Source organism: Methylobacterium sp. J-076, from assembly GCF_022829405.1.
Taxonomy (GTDB): Bacteria; Pseudomonadota; Alphaproteobacteria; order Rhizobiales; family Beijerinckiaceae; genus Methylobacterium.
The window spans coordinates 21,804-36,929 of record NZ_JAKSXW010000035.1; the positions used below are offsets into that span (position 1 = coordinate 21,804).

A 15,126-nucleotide genomic window follows, 5' to 3' on the forward strand; every position below is an offset into this window, starting at 1 on the left:
GGGAGCTGAGGGCGGGCGATGGCGGCGGGTAGCGGCGTTCAGGCACAAGCGGGCGACAAGGACTTGATGCAGCTCCCGGGCCCGCAGCGCGCGGCCGCGCTGCTGCTCATGCTCGGCGAGGAGGAGGGCGCGCCGATCTGGCAGGCCCTCGAGGAGGAGGAGGTCAAGAAGGTCAGCGCCGCGATGGTGCAGCTCGGCGCCCTCGAGGTGGGGACGGTCGAGAAGCTGATCATCGAGTTCGTGACGAAGCTTGGCAACAGCGGCGGCATCTCCTCGAACTTCGAGCGGACGGAGGCGCTGCTCCTCAAGATCTTCCCGTCCGAGCAGGTTTCGCTGATCATGGCCGAGATCAAGGGCGCGTCGGGCAAGCGGGTCTGGGCGTCCATCGCCCAGGTCGATCCCGAGATCCTCGCCTCGTTCCTGCGCAACGAGTACCCGCAGACCGTCGCGGTGGTGCTCTCCCGGGTGCGGGCGGACTACGCCGCCAAGGTGCTCACCATCCTGCCGGAGGACTTCGCCATTGACGTCCTCAACCGGATGCTGCGGATGGAGACCGTGCAGAAGGAGGCCCTGCGCCACATCGAGGAGACCCTGCGCGTCGAGTTCGTCTCGACCATCGCCCAGACCCAGCGCCGGGACGCCCACGAGATGATGGCCGACGTGTTCAACGCCTTCGACCGGCAGACCGAGGGGCGCTTCCTCGCCGCCCTGGACCAGGCCAACCGCGGCTCGGCCAAGCGCATCCGCGAGCTGATGTTCACCTTCGAGGACCTGCTGAAGCTCGATCCGGGCAGCGTGCAGACGCTGATGCGCAAGATCGACTCCGACACCCTGTGCCGGGCCCTGAAGGGCGCCAACGAGCGCACGCGGGCCTTCTTCATGGCGCAGATGTCGACCCGCGCCGCCAAGAACCTCACCGACGAGATGCAGGCGCTCGGCCCCGTGCGGCTCAAGGAGGTCGATGAGGCCCAGGCCAAGATGACCGAGACCGCCAAGGACCTCGCCGAGAAGGGCGAGATCATGATCGCCAAGAACAGCGCCGAGGAGGAGCTGGTCTATTGAGCGCCGCCCGCCAGACCACGCCGTTCCTGTTCGACACCGACTTCCGCCGGCCGAAGCCGAGCGCGGAGGCGATGCGGGCCGCCGAGGAGGTGGTCCTCGCCGAGCAGGCCGCCCACGCCCGGGGGGTGCAGGACGGCCGCGTCCAGGCGGAGGGGCAGGCCCAGGCGCGGCTCGCCGACGCCATGACCCGCCTCGCCCTCTCCGCCGCCGGCCTGCTGGCCGCCGCCGACGCCCGGGAGGCCGAGCGGGAGGCCCAGGCCGTGGAGCTCGCCATGCTGATCGCCCGCAAGGTCGCGGGGGAGGCCCTCGACGCGCAGCCGCTCCTGGGGATCGGCGAGGCCGCCCGCAGCGCCCTGCAGCACCTGCGCGGGGTGCCCCACCTCGTGGTGCGGGTCCACGAGAGCCTCGTGGACGACGCCGAGGCCCTGGTGAAGCGGCTCGCCCGCGAGCGCGGCTTCGAGGGCCGCCTCGTCGTGCTGGGCGACCCCGACACGCTGCCGGGCGACGCCCGGATCGAATGGGCCGATGGCGGCGTCGTGCGCGAGCGCGCCCGCATCGAGGCCGCCGTCGCCGAGGCCCTCGGCCTCCCCTCCCTCGCCTAGCGCCGAGCGCCCATGTCCGACGACTTCAACCTGCCCCAGCTCGGCGACGCCGAGGCCGACTTCACCCCCGAATCGATCCGCGACGCGCCGACCAGCCCCAAGACCGCCGCCGACCTCGAACAGCTGTTCGACGTGCCGGTGATGGTCTCGGCGGTGCTCGGCGCCGCGCGGATGCCCATCGGCGACCTGCTGCGCCTCGGCCCCGGCACGGTGCTGGAACTCGACCGCAAGGTCGGCGAGGCCATCGACGTCTACGTGAACAACCGCTTGGTCGCCCGCGGCGAGGTGGTCCTCGTCGAGGACCGGCTGGGCGTGACGATGACCGAGATCGTCAAGGGCGAATGAGCCGGGTGTCCGGGGGGCGAGCCCTCCGGCGGGTGCGGGGCTCTGCCCCCGCGATCCCCCCGAAACGTGACCGTGCGAGAGGAATGAGACCATGCGGCTGCTGATGATCGGGCGGCTCAACGGCGAGCTGATCACCGCCTCCAAGATCGCCATGTCCCGGGGCGCCTCCGTCACCCAGGCCGACGGGGTGCCCCAGGGGCTCAACGTCCTGCGGGCCAAGGGCGCCGACCTCGTGATGGTCGATGTGGGGCAGCCGATCGCGGCGCTGATCGGGGCCCTGGAGGCCGAGCGGATCCGCACGCCCGTCGTCGCCTGCGGCGTCTCCACCGACGCGGGCGCCGCGGTGGCCGCGATCCGGGCCGGCGCGCGGGACTACATCCCCCTGCCGCCGGACCCGGAGCTGATCGCCGCGGTGCTGGAGGCGGTGGCCGCCGACCGCACGCCCTTCGTCTGGCGCGATCCGGCGATGGAGCGGGTGGTCAAGCTCGCCGAGCAGGTCGCCCGGGCGGAGGCCTCGGTGCTGATCACCGGCGAGAGCGGCACCGGCAAGGAGGTGCTCGCCCGCTACCTGCACGCCAAGTCGAACCGGGCCGCCAAGCCCTTCGTGAGCGTGAACTGCGCCGCGATCCCCGAGGCCCTGCTCGAATCGGAGCTGTTCGGCCACGAGAAGGGGGCCTTCACCGGGGCCATCGCCCGGCGGATCGGCCGGTTCGAGGAGGCCCACGGCGGCACGCTCCTCCTCGACGAGATCTCCGAGATGGACGTGCGCCTGCAGGCGAAGCTCCTCAGGGCGCTGCAGGAGCGGGTGATCGACCGGGTCGGCGGCACCGCCCCGGTCAGGGTCGACATCCGCGTGCTCGCCACCTCCAACCGCAACCTCGCCGAGGAGGTCCGCAAGGGCACGTTCCGGGAGGATCTGCTCTACCGGCTCAACGTCGTCTCCCTGCGCCTGCCGCCCCTGCGCGAGCGCCCCGCCGACATCCTCGAACTCGCCGCCCATTTCGCCCGGCGCTACGCCGAATCCAACGGGCTGCCCGCGCGGCCCCTCTCGGCCCCGGCGCAGGCGCTGATGCTGAAGAACCCCTGGCGCGGCAACGTCCGCGAGCTGGAGAACACCCTCCACCGGGCGGTCCTCCTCGCCTCCGGCTCCGAGATCGGCCCCGAGGCGGTCCTCACCCCCGAGGGGGAGACGTTGGCCGCGGACGGCCCCGTGGCCCGCGCGGCCCAGGCCGCGGAGGCGGTGACGCGGGGGCTCGTCGGGCGCACCGTGGCCCAGGTCGAGTGCGACCTGATCCTCGACACCCTCGACCATTGCCTCGGCAACCGCACCCATGCGGCCAAGATCCTCGGGATCTCGATCCGCACCCTGCGCAACAAGCTCAACGACTACGTGGCGTCGGGCCTCGACGTGGCCGAGCCGGGCCATGCCCGGGCGGGCGCGGCGGTCGGGTGAGCCGGCGGGCGGCCACGCCCGGGAGGGCGGCCCGCTCCCTGTCCCGCGGAACGGTCCCGGGCGGACCGAGCGCGTTCTCTGACAATGCCGGATCGTGGGGCTCTCCTCCCCACAGGGGGGAGGGGACCCGCGCGGGGCCGCGGGACCACCCGATCCAAGGTGTGCGGAAAACGCCCTGGTGCATCGATCCAGACGACGGCGTCAGCCGTGTCTGGAAAAATCGATGCCAACACAAGAAGCCAGGGCAGGGACGCATGAACGGAGTGAGTGCGTCACCGCGCTAGCGCCGCCCGGAGGACTGCGCCTTGTGCTCCTTCGCCTGGGCGGCGAAGGCCTCGTCGAGCTTGCGCAGGGATTCGAAGCGCGCCACGTCGCTCTCGATGTCGCGGATCGTCTCCTCCACCAGATGGCGGCGGAAGGCGGCGCGGTGGTCGGCGGGGTCGAGCCCGTCCCGCTCCTGCAGCCTCAGGACGGCCTCCCGCACCAGCTTGTACACGCCCTCGCGCTCCTGCCGCGACATCGCGGGGTCGATCGCCTTGGCGATGAGGGCTGAGAAATCCGACATGGGGTGGGAGGGGGTGGCCGGGGCAGCGGACATGGTCCCCTCCCTCTAAATCAGGCCGCCGGAAAACGGTATCCGCCGCGCCGGGCTCAGCTGCGCTGGTCCCGGATGCCGGCCTTGACCAGGGTGAAGGAGCTCCACATCACGATGAAGCAGAACAGCATCACGAAGATGGTGCGCCCGCGCTCCGGGTAGAGCGATTCCGTGGGCAGGACCGGCCGCTCGAAGGTCGCCAGGAAGATCTGCTGCTTCGCGGCCGAGATCCGCGCCCGGTCGTAGAGGACGTGGGCGGATTCCTCGAGCTTCTCGGCGATGGTGCGCTCCACGACCAGCCCTTCGTAGGCGAGCAGCGCCTCGGTCAGGTTCTGCTGGCCGTCCGCGGTGGGGCCGCTGCTGGTCATCTCGTCCTGCAGGATCTTCATCTGCTGGTCGAGGGCGGCGACCTGCGCCACCAGCGTCTGGATCGAGCGGGACCGCTCGTCGAGGTTCGAGCTGCGCAGCACCTGGAGGTCGCCGTCGAGCTTGATCTTCTCCTTGCGGAGCAGGGTCAGCGTCGTCAGCGTGCCCTCGGCCGTCTTGACCGGGTCGATCAGGCCCCACTTGTTGCGGAAGGTCTGGACGGCGAGGTGCGCCTTGCGCAGCCGGTCCTCGGCGGTGGCCGCATCCGCCTTGGCCTGGGCCACCATGTCGGCCTGGGCGCGCTTCGAGATGTCGTTGATCAGCACCTCGGAGCGGGCCACCACCTCGCGGGCGATGGTGAACGCGTCCTGCGGGGTGAAGGCGCGCACGTTCAGGCGGATCACGCCCGAGATCGCGTCGATGTCGGCGCTCACCTGCTTGCGCCAGTACTTGGTCAGCTCCTCGACCGGGTCGCGGGGGTCGAACCGGGCCCAGAAGTCCGCCTCCGGCCGGGAGAACATCCGCGAGATGTGGATGCTCCGCTCCAGCTCCTCGACCATGGCCTGGCTCTGGATGTAGTCGCGGACGATGTAGCCGTCCTGGCTGTTGTGCTTCTGGATCAGCGCGGTGAACTGGCCGAGGCTCGCATGCTCCATCGGCTCGACGTTGCCGCGCACCGCGAACTGGGCGGAGGCGACGTACTGATCGGAGGCGATGGCGAAGAGGTAGACGGCGACCACCGCCGTCGGCAGCAGCACGAACAGGCCGATGCGGCGGAACAGCTGCCCCGCATAGCTCAGGGGCTTCTCCTCCTGCGCCGGGCGCAGGCCGGGCAGGCGGCGCCAGTCCATGCGCGTGCCCGCGGAGCGGAGCAGGGCCAGGGGGCCGCGCTTCGGCGGGATGGGCTGGATCGTCTCCGCCTCGCGGCGCAGGTCGGTCATCGTCGGCGGGACGAAGGCGACGAGTTCACCCTCGCGCGAGTCCTCCTTCAATGCCTCCTTGACGTCGTCCAAGCTCATCCGCTCGCTTTTCCCGGTTGACGCCGGCGCCCCTCGGGACAAACCGGCCGAGGACGGCCCGTGCGCCGTATCGGGATCCCGCTCTTTTCGGCCCTTTTTAAGGCATCCCCCTCGGACGTTGCGCTGCCCCGGGCAGGCGCCTAAAGCCGCGGTCCGGGCTCGCCCCCACCGCGACGGGGGGCACGCGCCCTTCCCGGCCATGATCGCAGGACGATGACGACAGACGCACGACGGGCCGGCGTGGCCCCCTCCGGCCCCAAGCCCGTCCGCATGGCGAAGTCCAAGTTCGGCGGCCTCGCCGTGGTCTGCGCCAAATGCGCCAAGCGGCAGGGCCTGCCCGCGAAGGCCGTCCGCAAGCTCCTGAAGGACGCCTATGCCGACCTCCTGCCCACCGGGGGCGGGGGGAAGGGCAAGGGGCGCAAGCTCTGCGTGATCGAGACGGGCTGTCTCGGCCCCTGCCCCAAGCGGGCGGTGGCGGTGGCCACCGGGGCGAGCCTCGCCGCGGGCCGCGTCCTGCTCCTCGATCCCGCGGCGGGGCGCGAGGGCGCCCGGGCGGCGCTCCTCCCCGAATTCGGCCCCATTGCCGGTCTAGCCGGAAGCCCGAATCCCGACGAAGGGGGCGACGACTCGCCCCGCATCCCCTGACTGCCACGGCCGAGGACGCCCCGCCCTTGGATTTCGCTCCGAACCGGTCGCGCCGGGCCCGCATCGGCCATGCGGTCCTGCGCCGGCTGCCGCTGGCCGGCACACTGGTGGGGCTGGGCCTCGCCGGATGGCTGGTGGCGACGAACGACCTCGCCGCCGTGGCGGCGGCCTTCGGGAAGATCGGCTTCCTCGGGCTCGCCGCCGTCGTGCTGGCCCGGGCCTCGGCGATCCTCGTCTGCGGCGTCGCCTGGGCGCGGCTGCTCGAGGGGCTGAGCGCGGCGCCGGCCTCGTCCTGCCTCGTCCTGCGCTTCGTGCGCGAGGGCATCAACGTGCTGCTGCCGGTGGCCTCGGTGGGGGGCGACGTGCTCGGCGGCCGGCTCCTGACCTTCTGGGCCGTGCCCGGCGCCCTCGCGGCGGCCTCGGTGCTGGCGGACATGCTGTTCCAGGTGGGGACGCTCGCCCTGTTCGCGGGCCTGGGCGCCCTGCTGCTCGGCCAGGTCGAGGGCGCGGCGGCGGCGGAGCTGGCGAATTGGACCGGCCGGACCCTGGCGGTGGCCGCCCTGCTGCTCGTGGGGTTCTTCGCCCTCCAGCGCACCGGGCTGGTGCGCGTGCTGGAGGAGAAGGTCGCCGCCCTCGGCCGGCGTTTCGTCCGCGAGGCCGAGATCCAGCCCGCGCCGCGGCCCCAGGTCCAGGGAGCCCTCGACGCCGTCTGGGGCCGGGGAAGGCGCGGCTACCTCGCCCAGTCCTTCGGGCTGCACGCCCTGGCGTGGCTGTTCGGGGTCGCCGAGGTGGCGATCGTCCTCGCCTGCATCGGCGACCACCCGGTCGGGCTGTCGGAGGTGGTGGTGATCGAGGCCCTCGGGCAGGCGATCAAGGCCGCCGCCTTCCTGATCCCGAGCGGGCTCGGGGTGCAGGAGGGGGGCTTCGTGCTGGTCTGCGGCCTGTTCGGGATCGACAGCGGGACGGCGCTCGCCCTCTCCCTGGCCAAGCGCGTGCCGGACGTGGTGCTGGGCCTGCCGGCCCTTCTGGTGTGGCAGAACCTTGAGGCGCGGAGGGCCGGCATCGGCCCGGCCGCGACACCCCGATGACCCGTCGCCCCGTCCTGCCCGTCGGCCTGCCCGCCGCCCTCTTGGCCGCCCTCCCGGCCGCCCTGCTCCTGGCCGGCCCGGCCGCCGCCCAGAGCCTGACCGTCGACCTCGGCGCGGGCGGCACCACCGAGCGCGCCCTGCAGCTCGTGGCCCTCATCACCGTGCTGGCGGTGGCGCCCTCGGTGCTGGTGATGGCCACGGCCTTCACCCGGATCGTCGTGGTGCTGTCGATCCTGCGCTCGGCCCTGGGCACGCAGACCGCCCCGCCCACGGCGGTGATCATCAGCCTCGCCCTGTTCCTCACCGCCTTCGTCATGGCCCCCACGGGCCGGGAGGCCTACACCGCCGGCATCGAGCCCCTGGTGGCCGGCCGGATCACGCAGGCGCAGGCGTTCGAGCGCGCCTCCGGCCCGTTCAAGGCGTTCATGCTGAAGAACGTGCGCGAGAAGGACCTGAAGCTGTTCCTCGACCTCGCCAAGGTGCCGGTGCCCAAGGGGCCCGAGCAGGTCGGGCTGGAGATCGTCACCCCCGCCTTCATGATCTCCGAGCTGCGGCGGGCCTTCGAGATCGGGTTCCTGCTGTTCATCCCGTTCCTGATCATCGACCTCGTGGTGGCCTCGGTGCTGATGGCGGTGGGCATGATGATGGTGCCCCCCGCCACGGTCGCCCTGCCCTTCAAGCTGATCTTCTTCGTCCTCGTGGACGGGTGGGGGCTGGTCGCCGGCTCGCTGGTGCAGAGCTACGGGACTTGACCGGGGCGCCCCCGCTCCAGCGAATGTGAGCCGGTGTGGGCAATCCAATTATCAAGGATTTAAGCTCTCGCCGCTAAAACCCCGCCATGGCCAAGCCGGCAGATTTCCTTGGCGACCGTCGTGGCGCTGCTGCTGTTGAATTCGCACTCGTCGGTACGCTCTTCATCCTGACGACGCTATTCGTCATGCTGGCCGGCGCGATTCTTTATATTACTCAGGCGGTGGACTACGCGACGAACGCCGCCGCGCGCGACATCCTGACCGGCTCGGCGCAGACGAACTCCGCCACCCTCGGCACCTTCACGCAGAGCCTGTGCAGCCGGCTGCCCCCCGGCATCCAGTGCGCCAACCTCGTCATCAACCTCTACACGGTCACGCAGGGCGCCCAGCCGGCCGGCTATTACGCCTACGTGAAAGCCGACCAGAGCGGGCTGTCGATCCCGGCCCTGTCGCCCGGCGCGGGCCAGTTCAGCCTCGGCGCCCAGGGCGACTTCCAGTACCTGCAGGTGATCTACCCGATCACCTTCCTGCCCTCCGGCTTCGCCGCCATGCTGAGCGGCGGCGCGACCTTCAACGGCAAGGCGGCCTACCTCGCGATCGCGACGGCGGCCTTCCGGAACGAGCAGTACTGATGGGCCGGGCCGCCGCCGTCCCGGCCTTCGCCGGCCCCCTGCTGCGCCGCTTCGGCGGGGCGGAGCGCGGCGTCGCGGCGATCGAGTTCGCCGTGATCCTCCCGATCCTGCTGACGCTGCTGCTCGCTGGGACCCAGATCGTCCTCTACATCAATGCGAGCCGCAAGGTCGGGCAGCTGGCGCGCTCGATCAGCCAGATGATCTCGCAGGCCAAGCCGCCCGCCAACGCGTCGGTGGCCACCGTCACCGCCGCCGACCTGCATTTCAGCACCGACGCGGCGCTGGTGATCTTCCCGTTCCTGATGGGCGACGCCAAGCGCCGGAACGTCTCCTGGTGGCAGGACATCTCGATCAACTACGCGAGCATCGCCTTCACCAAGACCACCGCCACCTGCAACGACCCCACCGACCAGAGCGCCTGCTACACCGCCAGCGTCGTCTGGACGACCGTCGGCACGGCCCAGCCCTACGGCATCGCCTACCGGCCCTGCACGACGCCGCAGCTTCCCGCCGACAACACCGCGCCGCCGAGCCCGACGACCCTGCCGCGCTCGGTGTTCGGCCCCGCCTCCCTCATCGTGATCGACGTGGTGTTCAAGTACACGCCGACCTTCGGCTCGAGCTTCGTCCCCGAGATCAAGATCTCCCGGAGCGCCTACGTGCAGCCGCGCTACGCCACCCTCGTGAACTACGACACCACCAACAGCGACGGGATCGCCAGCAAATGTCCCGGATACTGACCCGCGCCCGCCGCGCCGCCGCCCGGGGGGCCGCCCTCGCGCGGGCCCGGGGCGGCAACATCAGCATCATCTTCGGCCTGAGCCTGATTCCCCTCGTCGGCCTCATCGGCCTCGGGGTGGATTACGGCTCGGCGATCACCGCGAAGACGAAGCTCAACGCCGCCGCCGACGCCGCCGCCCTGGCCGCCGTCGTGACCGCCAAGGCCTATATCGGCGCCAACCCGGGCCAGACCAACGTCACGCAGAACGGCATCGCCGCGGGCGTCCAGCAGGCCGTCAACTCGTTCAGCGTCAACGCCGGCAAGGTCCCCTACACCACCGTGGCGCTCCAGACGCCGGTGGTGACGCGCGCCGGCCAGACCCTGACCTCGACCGTGGTCTACACCGCGACGGTCCAGAACAACTTCGGCAAGATATTCCGGTCGCCGACGACGGCGCTCACCAACACCGTCACCGCCTCGGTGGACCTGCCGAGCTACCTCGACTTCTACCTGATGGTCGATGTGTCCGGCTCGATGGGCCTGCCGGCGACGGCGAGCGCCATGGCCGCCCTCGCCGCGAAGAACACCGACATGTGGTCGGACTACCAGCAGGGTTGCCAGTTCGCCTGCCACTTCCCCGGCTATAACGGCTGGACCCTGGCGGCCGGCAAGATCCAGCTCCGGTCGGACGCGGTGAACACGGCGGTCTGCAACCTGATCCAGCGGGCCTCGGCGCCGGTGGTGCCGAACCAGTACCGGGTCGGCATCTACCCGTTCATCGACCAGCTCGCGACGCTGGCGGGGTTGACCAGCACCATGGCCACCCTCAACCTCGCGGCGCAGTGCAGCCAGACTTGGCCCCTCGCCTTCACGAACCTGCTCGATACCGGCGCGACCCAGCTCTACACCAACAACGATCCGAGCACCGGGACCGGCAGCGGCGGCACCCATTTCGAGGCGGCGATGCCGCAGATGCAGGCGCTCATCTCGAATTACGGCGACGGCTCCACCACCGCCAAGCCGAAGCCGTTCGTCTTCCTCATCACCGACGGCATGCAGAACAGCCAGCACTTCTTCACGTCGGTGGGGGGCAAGTACGCCTACCCCGGCAACCCGTCGAAGTTCACAGGCTACGGCAACGCGTGGTGGGACGGCTCGCAGCCGGCCCAGATCGACCCCACCACCTGCTCCGCCCTCAAGACCGCGGGCGCCACGATCTCGGTCCTGTACATCCCCTACAATCAGATCACCTTCGTCAACAACAGCGGCGGGATCGCGTGGGAGAACAACCGCGTCAACGGCTTCAGCCCGACCCTCGCGACGCCGCTCAAGTCGTGCGCCTCGCCGGGCTATTTCTATACGGCCAACACGCCGACCGACATCAACAACGCCCTCAGCGCGATGTTCGACCAGGCGCTGCGGGTGGCGCGCATCACCCAGTGAGGCCCGGGCCGGGCGCGCTCACCGAAGGGCGAGTCCTCGCAGAGGCACGCAGGGCGGGGGCGGGGGCGGGAGATTCCCTCCCGTCGCGCAGAAACGCCGGCGATGCGCCCTCCGATTGTTGCCGCCGGGCGACAGGGGGCGCCAAAGGGTCGTCCCGGCGGGCGAGTCCGCTTGTCAGGGGCTGCGGGCCTGCGCAGGGTCCGGGCGGGGGTCTCCCGTCCCGCGTTCCGAGAGCCGCATGCGCCGTCTGACCACCATCGCCGCCCTGCTGCTCGCCGCCGCCGCCTCGGCCTGTGCGCCCAACCCCATCATCGCGCGGGATCCGGTGCCCGCGCCCGGCCCGTCGGACGTCTATGCCTGCGCGTCGCGGCCGCTGCCGCTGAACGCCTTCACCACCGGCTGCCGGCCGGTCCCGGCGGCACCCCAGGTGGTGCTGCAATCCCGCGGCTGATCGCACCGGAATCGGCCGGCGGCGCCTGCGCCCGCCCGCCGGAGCGTGCTAGGATCGTCCCGAGACAGACAGTGCAAGACAGACAGTGACGGAGCCCCGCGTGAGCCCTTCGACCCTGCGCAAGTCGCTGATCGCCGCCGCCATCCTCGGGCCCGCCGCCGTGGCGGGCGGCGCCTCGGCCCAGACGGTCCCCGTGCCGTCGCGGCCGGAGGGCTTCGTCTTCGTGGCGCCGGACGGCCCCTCGGTCCTCGAAGGGACGGTCCTCGGCCCGGTGGCCCCGGCCTCCCGCCCGGACCTCGCGCGGCCGGCGGTGCCCGTGGCGCAGGTGATGAACGGCGGCGGCTTCGGCTTCACCGGCTTCGACTATTACCACGACCAGTATTCCGAGGGCCGCCTCGGCGAGCGCAAGCGGCCGAAGGAATACGTCATCGCCCCGTCCTGGGCGGTGCCGCCCCGGGACTGACGCCGGGACGGGGCGGCCGGCTCAGGCCGCCCGGCGCCGCTCGGGATAGAGGCCGAGCAGCCCCTCGGCATGCGCCTCGCACACGCCGCGCTCGGTGATGATGCCGGTGACGAGCCGGGCCGGCGTCACATCGAAGGCCGGGTTGGCCACGGGGCTGCCGGGGGAGACGACCTGCACGGTGGCGAAGCCGCCATCCTCCGTGCGCCCGGTGAGGTGCGTCACCTCGCGGGCATCGCGCTCCTCGATCGGGATCTCGGCGACGCCGTCGCGCAGGGTCCAGTCGATCGTCGAGAAGGGCAGGGCGGCGTAGAACGGCACGCCGGTGTCCCGGGCCGCCAGGGCCTTCAGGTAGGTGCCGATCTTGTTGCACACGTCGCCCTCGGCGGTGGTGCGGTCCGAGCCGACGATGCACAGGTCGACCTTGCCGTGTTGCATCAGGTGGCCGCCGGCATTGTCGGCGATCACCGTGTGCGGCACCCCGTGGCCGTTCAGCTCGAAGGCGGTGAGCGCCGCCCCCTGGTTGCGCGGGCGCGTCTCGTCCACCAGCACATGCACTGGCACGCCGTTCCCGTGGGCGTCGTAGACCGGGGCGAGGGCCGTGCCCCAATCGACGGTGGCGAGCCAGCCGGCGTTGCAATGGGTGAGCACGGTGATCGGCCGGCCCTTCGCCTTGTGCAGGTCGGCGATCAGCCGGCCGCCATGGGCGCCGATCGCCCGGCAGCTCGCCACATCCTCCTCCGCGATCCGCCCGGCCTCGGCGAAGGCGCGGGCGAATCGCTCGCCGGGCTCGACCTGCCGCAGGGTGGCGGAGACCCTGTCGAGGGCCCAGCGCAGGTTGATGGCGGTGGGCCGCGTGGCCGCCAGGGTCGCGCAGGCGCGGTCGATCCCCTCCAGCGAGGCATCCTCGCGCATGGCGAGCGCCAGCCCGTAGGCGGCGGTCACGCCGATCAGCGGCGCCCCGCGGACGATCATGGTGCGGATCGCCACCGCCGCGTCGTCCAGGGTGGCGAGGCGCTTCACGTCGAAGGCGAAGGGCAGGCGCGTCTGGTCGATGACCTGGACGCTGGTCCCGTCGGCATCGGGGAAGATGGTGCGGTAGGGCTTGCCGTCGATGTTCATGGCCGGGATGTGCCACAACGGGACCGGTTTTGCACGCCCGCGCCCCGGGTGCCGGTGGCCCGGCGGCGTTCACAACCGAGGGTGAAGTCGGGCTCAAGCCTTCCTCAACCTTAGCCGGTCGTTAAGCCCTCTCTGCCAGCGTCGGGGTTAAGTCTTCCGTTCTGCGTCCGGTCCCGCATGCGCTCGCTTCGCCGTCCCGCATCGCCCTACGAGACCTTCGTCGACGGCGTGCGCCCGTTCCTGGGCAAGCGTCTCACGGAGCTCGGCGGCCTCGTGCTGTTCACGGCCGCCGTCGCCATGACGGTGGCGCTGGCGACGTGGTCGATCGACGACCCGAGCCTCAACCACGCCACCGAGCAGGCGGCCCACAACGTCCTCGGCCAGCCGGGGGCGGTGATCTCCGACCTCGCCATGCAGCTCCTCGGGCTCGGCTCCCTGGCCTTCGTGCTGCCGCCGGCCCTGTGGGGCGTGCGGCTGATGCGCGAGCGCGACCTGCCCGGCGGCGGCGCGCGGATCGTCCTCTGGATCGTCGGCTTCTGCGCGGCGAGCGCGGTGGCGAGCGCCCTGCCGCCCACCGCCCGCTGGCCCCTGCCGACCGGCCTCGGCGGCGTGGCCGGCGACGGCCTGCTCTCCCTCATCCGCCGGCTGCTCGGCGCCGTGTTCTCCGGCCTCGCGCCGCTCTCCGGCTTCGGCTTCGCGGCGGTGGCGATCATCTGCCTGACGGGCGCCTGCCGCTTCATCCCCGCCGAGGAGGAGAGCCCGGACGAGCCCTATCCCGTCCGCCGCGTCGGCGACCGGGGCCGTGACGGACGCGACGGCGACGGCGACGAGCCCGGCCTCGGCCTCGTGGGGATCGGCGCGCTGGCGCAGGGCCTGATGCGGGCCCGCGCCTCCGTCGCCGGGCGGGTCGATACCTGGCGCGCCGGCCGGGGCGAGGATCTCGACGGCGCCTCGCCCGCGCTGGCGGCCCGCCGTGCCTTCTCCGATGCGGATCTCCCCTGGGCGGACCACCTGCCGGAGGCCGAGCGTGCCGCGCCCAGGCGGCGGGAGCCCGTCTTCGACGCGGACGCCCGCCCGGAGCCCGGCCGTCCGGCCCCCGTCATCCACGACGAGGCCGAGGACCACGAGCCCGAGGACCACGAGCCCGACCTAGCCCCCGCGCGGGCCGCACCCGCGGCGCGGCCCGCCCCCGCGCCGTCGCGGGTGGCCGCCCCGGTGGCCGGCCCGCCCCCCGCCCGCCGGCCGGCGCCGCGGGAGCGGCAGGATTACGAAGTGCCCGCCCTCGACCTCCTGGCCGAGCCCCGCGGGCCGTCCCAGGCGAGCCTCGTCTCCGCCGACGCGCTGGAGCAGAACGCGACGCTCCTCGAAGCCACCCTGGGTGATTTCGGCGTGCGCGGCGACATCCTGGCCGTGCGGCCGGGCCCGGTGGTGACCCTCTACGAGCTGGAGCCGGCGCCGGGCACCAAGTCGAGCCGCGTCATCGCCCTGGCCGACGACATCGCCCGGTCCATGTCGGCGGTCTCGGCCCGCGTCGCCGTGGTCCCCGGCCGCAACGCCATCGGCATCGAACTGCCCAATGCCCGCCGGGAGATGGTGTACCTGCGCGAACTCCTCGCCTCCGAGGACTTCGTGGAGACGAAGCACAAGCTGGCCCTGTGCCTGGGCAAGAACATCGGCGGCGAGCCGATCATCGCCGACCTCGCCCGCATGCCGCACCTGCTGGTGGCGGGCACCACCGGCTCGGGCAAGTCGGTGGCGATCAACACGATGATCCTGAGCTTGCTCTACCGGCTGAAGCCGGAGGAGTGCCGGCTGATCATGGTGGATCCGAAGATGCTGGAACTGTCGGTCTACGACGGCATCCCGCACCTCCTCTCCCCGGTCGTGACTGACCCGAAGAAGGCGGTGATCGCCCTCAAGTGGGCCGTGCGCGAGATGGAGGAGCGCTACAAGAAGATGGCCAAGATCGCCGTGCGCAACATCGACGGCTACAACGCCCGCGTCGCCGAGGCGGCGGCCCGGGGCGAGGTGCTGACGCGCACGGTCCAGACCGGGTTCGACCGGCAGACCGGCGAGGCGGTATACGAGGACGAGGAGATGGACCTCGCCCCGCTCCCCTACATCGTCATCGTGGTCGATGAGATGGCCGACCTGATGATGGTGGCGGGCAAGGACATCGAGGGGGCGATCCAGCGGCTGGCACAGATGGCGCGTGCGGCGGGCATCCATCTGATCATGGCGACGCAGCGTCCGTCGGTGGACGTGATCACCGGGACGATCAAGGCGAACTTCCCGACCCGGATCAGCTTCCAGGTGACGAGCAAGATCGACTCGCGGACGATCCTCGGGGAGATGGGCGCGGAGCAGCTT

16 protein-coding genes are annotated in these 15,126 nt (G+C 71.7%); 13 read left to right on the top strand and 3 right to left on the bottom strand.

The genetic code is table 11. From position 1 onward, the window contains the following. Positions 1-18 precede the first annotated feature (18 nt). From MKK53_RS02425 to MKK53_RS02440, 4 genes are all read left to right on the top strand, one after another. Entirely contained in the window at positions 19-1,062 is a 1,044-nt protein-coding gene (locus tag MKK53_RS02425) for a flagellar motor switch protein FliG (RefSeq protein WP_243926541.1), read from the top strand. Further along, on the top strand, positions 1,059-1,664 hold the full coding sequence (locus MKK53_RS02430; protein ID WP_243926543.1) for a FliH/SctL family protein: 606 nt from the start codon (positions 1,059-1,061) through the stop codon (positions 1,662-1,664). The genes MKK53_RS02425 and MKK53_RS02430 overlap by 4 nt, the downstream gene beginning before the upstream one ends. Before the next feature lie 12 nt (positions 1,665-1,676). Beyond that, a complete protein-coding gene (gene fliN, locus MKK53_RS02435; RefSeq protein ID WP_243926545.1) occupies positions 1,677-2,009 on the top strand; it encodes a flagellar motor switch protein FliN in 333 nt (110 codons plus the stop codon). A 91-nt stretch (positions 2,010-2,100) separates the two neighbouring features. Then, a complete protein-coding gene (locus tag MKK53_RS02440) occupies positions 2,101-3,462 on the top strand; it encodes a sigma-54-dependent transcriptional regulator (RefSeq protein WP_243926547.1) in 1,362 nt (453 codons plus the stop codon). Positions 3,463-3,742: 280 nt separating this feature from the next. Here MKK53_RS02440 and MKK53_RS02445 read toward each other — a convergent pair whose 3' ends face one another. Further along, the gene (locus MKK53_RS02445) at positions 3,743-4,027 is read right to left on the bottom strand and encodes a hypothetical protein (RefSeq protein ID WP_243926580.1); all 285 of its coding nucleotides are present in this window, start codon (positions 4,025-4,027) and stop codon (positions 3,743-3,745) included. Positions 4,028-4,113: 86 nt separating this feature from the next. After that, entirely contained in the window at positions 4,114-5,442 is a 1,329-nt protein-coding gene (locus tag MKK53_RS02450; protein WP_243926549.1) for a capsule biosynthesis protein, read from the bottom strand. A 213-nt stretch (positions 5,443-5,655) separates the two neighbouring features. Here MKK53_RS02450 and MKK53_RS02455 point away from each other — a divergent pair, with 213 nt between their 5' ends. The 8 genes from MKK53_RS02455 to MKK53_RS02490 all read left to right on the top strand — a co-directional run bounded on the left by MKK53_RS02455 (position 5,656) and on the right by MKK53_RS02490 (position 11,637). Beyond that, a complete protein-coding gene (locus MKK53_RS02455) occupies positions 5,656-6,087 on the top strand; it encodes a hypothetical protein (RefSeq protein WP_243926551.1) in 432 nt (143 codons plus the stop codon). A gap of 26 nt (positions 6,088-6,113) precedes the next feature. Then, entirely contained in the window at positions 6,114-7,175 is a 1,062-nt protein-coding gene (locus tag MKK53_RS02460) for a lysylphosphatidylglycerol synthase domain-containing protein (RefSeq protein WP_243926553.1), read from the top strand. After that, positions 7,172-7,927, top strand: coding sequence for a flagellar type III secretion system pore protein FliP (gene fliP, locus MKK53_RS02465; protein ID WP_243926556.1), 756 nt, complete (start codon positions 7,172-7,174; stop codon positions 7,925-7,927). Before MKK53_RS02460 ends, fliP begins: the two co-directional genes overlap by 4 nt. 86 nt (positions 7,928-8,013) lie before the next feature. After that, the gene (locus MKK53_RS02470; protein WP_243926558.1) at positions 8,014-8,559 is read left to right on the top strand and encodes a TadE/TadG family type IV pilus assembly protein; all 546 of its coding nucleotides are present in this window, start codon (positions 8,014-8,016) and stop codon (positions 8,557-8,559) included. Continuing rightward, positions 8,559-9,299, top strand: coding sequence for a TadE/TadG family type IV pilus assembly protein (locus MKK53_RS02475; protein WP_243926560.1), 741 nt, complete (start codon positions 8,559-8,561; stop codon positions 9,297-9,299). The genes MKK53_RS02470 and MKK53_RS02475 overlap by 1 nt, the downstream gene beginning before the upstream one ends. Then, positions 9,284-10,723: a pilus assembly protein TadG-related protein gene (locus MKK53_RS02480; protein ID WP_243926563.1), complete on the top strand. Its 1,440-nt coding sequence runs from the start codon at positions 9,284-9,286 to the stop codon at positions 10,721-10,723. The genes MKK53_RS02475 and MKK53_RS02480 overlap by 16 nt, the downstream gene beginning before the upstream one ends. A 238-nt stretch (positions 10,724-10,961) precedes the next feature. Then, entirely contained in the window at positions 10,962-11,174 is a 213-nt protein-coding gene (locus MKK53_RS02485) for a hypothetical protein (protein ID WP_243926566.1), read from the top strand. A gap of 100 nt (positions 11,175-11,274) precedes the next feature. Further along, entirely contained in the window at positions 11,275-11,637 is a 363-nt protein-coding gene (locus MKK53_RS02490) for a hypothetical protein (RefSeq protein ID WP_243926568.1), read from the top strand. A 21-nt stretch (positions 11,638-11,658) separates the two neighbouring features. Here the strand turns inward: MKK53_RS02490 and mtnA are convergent, their stop codons facing one another. Next, positions 11,659-12,756: an S-methyl-5-thioribose-1-phosphate isomerase gene (mtnA, locus tag MKK53_RS02495; protein ID WP_243926570.1), complete on the bottom strand. Its 1,098-nt coding sequence runs from the start codon at positions 12,754-12,756 to the stop codon at positions 11,659-11,661. A 177-nt stretch (positions 12,757-12,933) separates the two neighbouring features. Between mtnA and MKK53_RS02500 the strand changes: the two genes are divergently transcribed. Further along, positions 12,934-15,126: DNA translocase FtsK (locus MKK53_RS02500; protein ID WP_243926572.1), on the top strand; the 2,193-nt coding region annotated here is incomplete at its 3' end.

Bases quoted from the DNA above. Each gene is read 5' to 3' on its own strand.
- MKK53_RS02425 (WP_243926541.1), top strand. From the start codon at position 19: ATGGCGGCGGGTAGCGGCGTTCAGGCACAAGCGGGCGACAAGGACTTG.
- fliP (WP_243926556.1), top strand. From the start codon at position 7,172: ATGACCCGTCGCCCCGTCCTGCCCGTCGGCCTGCCCGCCGCCCTCTTG.
- mtnA (WP_243926570.1), bottom strand. From the start codon at position 12,756: ATGAACATCGACGGCAAGCCCTACCGCACCATCTTCCCCGATGCCGAC.
- MKK53_RS02455 (WP_243926551.1), top strand. From the start codon at position 5,656: ATGACGACAGACGCACGACGGGCCGGCGTGGCCCCCTCCGGCCCCAAG.
- MKK53_RS02440 (WP_243926547.1), top strand. From the start codon at position 2,101: ATGCGGCTGCTGATGATCGGGCGGCTCAACGGCGAGCTGATCACCGCC.
- MKK53_RS02475 (WP_243926560.1), top strand. From the start codon at position 8,559: ATGGGCCGGGCCGCCGCCGTCCCGGCCTTCGCCGGCCCCCTGCTGCGC.
- MKK53_RS02445 (WP_243926580.1), bottom strand. From the start codon at position 4,027: ATGTCGGATTTCTCAGCCCTCATCGCCAAGGCGATCGACCCCGCGATG.
- MKK53_RS02485 (WP_243926566.1), top strand. From the start codon at position 10,962: ATGCGCCGTCTGACCACCATCGCCGCCCTGCTGCTCGCCGCCGCCGCC.
- MKK53_RS02480 (WP_243926563.1), top strand. From the start codon at position 9,284: ATGTCCCGGATACTGACCCGCGCCCGCCGCGCCGCCGCCCGGGGGGCC.
- fliN (WP_243926545.1), top strand. From the start codon at position 1,677: ATGTCCGACGACTTCAACCTGCCCCAGCTCGGCGACGCCGAGGCCGAC.
- MKK53_RS02450 (WP_243926549.1), bottom strand. From the start codon at position 5,442: ATGAGCTTGGACGACGTCAAGGAGGCATTGAAGGAGGACTCGCGCGAG.
- MKK53_RS02470 (WP_243926558.1), top strand. From the start codon at position 8,014: ATGGCCAAGCCGGCAGATTTCCTTGGCGACCGTCGTGGCGCTGCTGCT.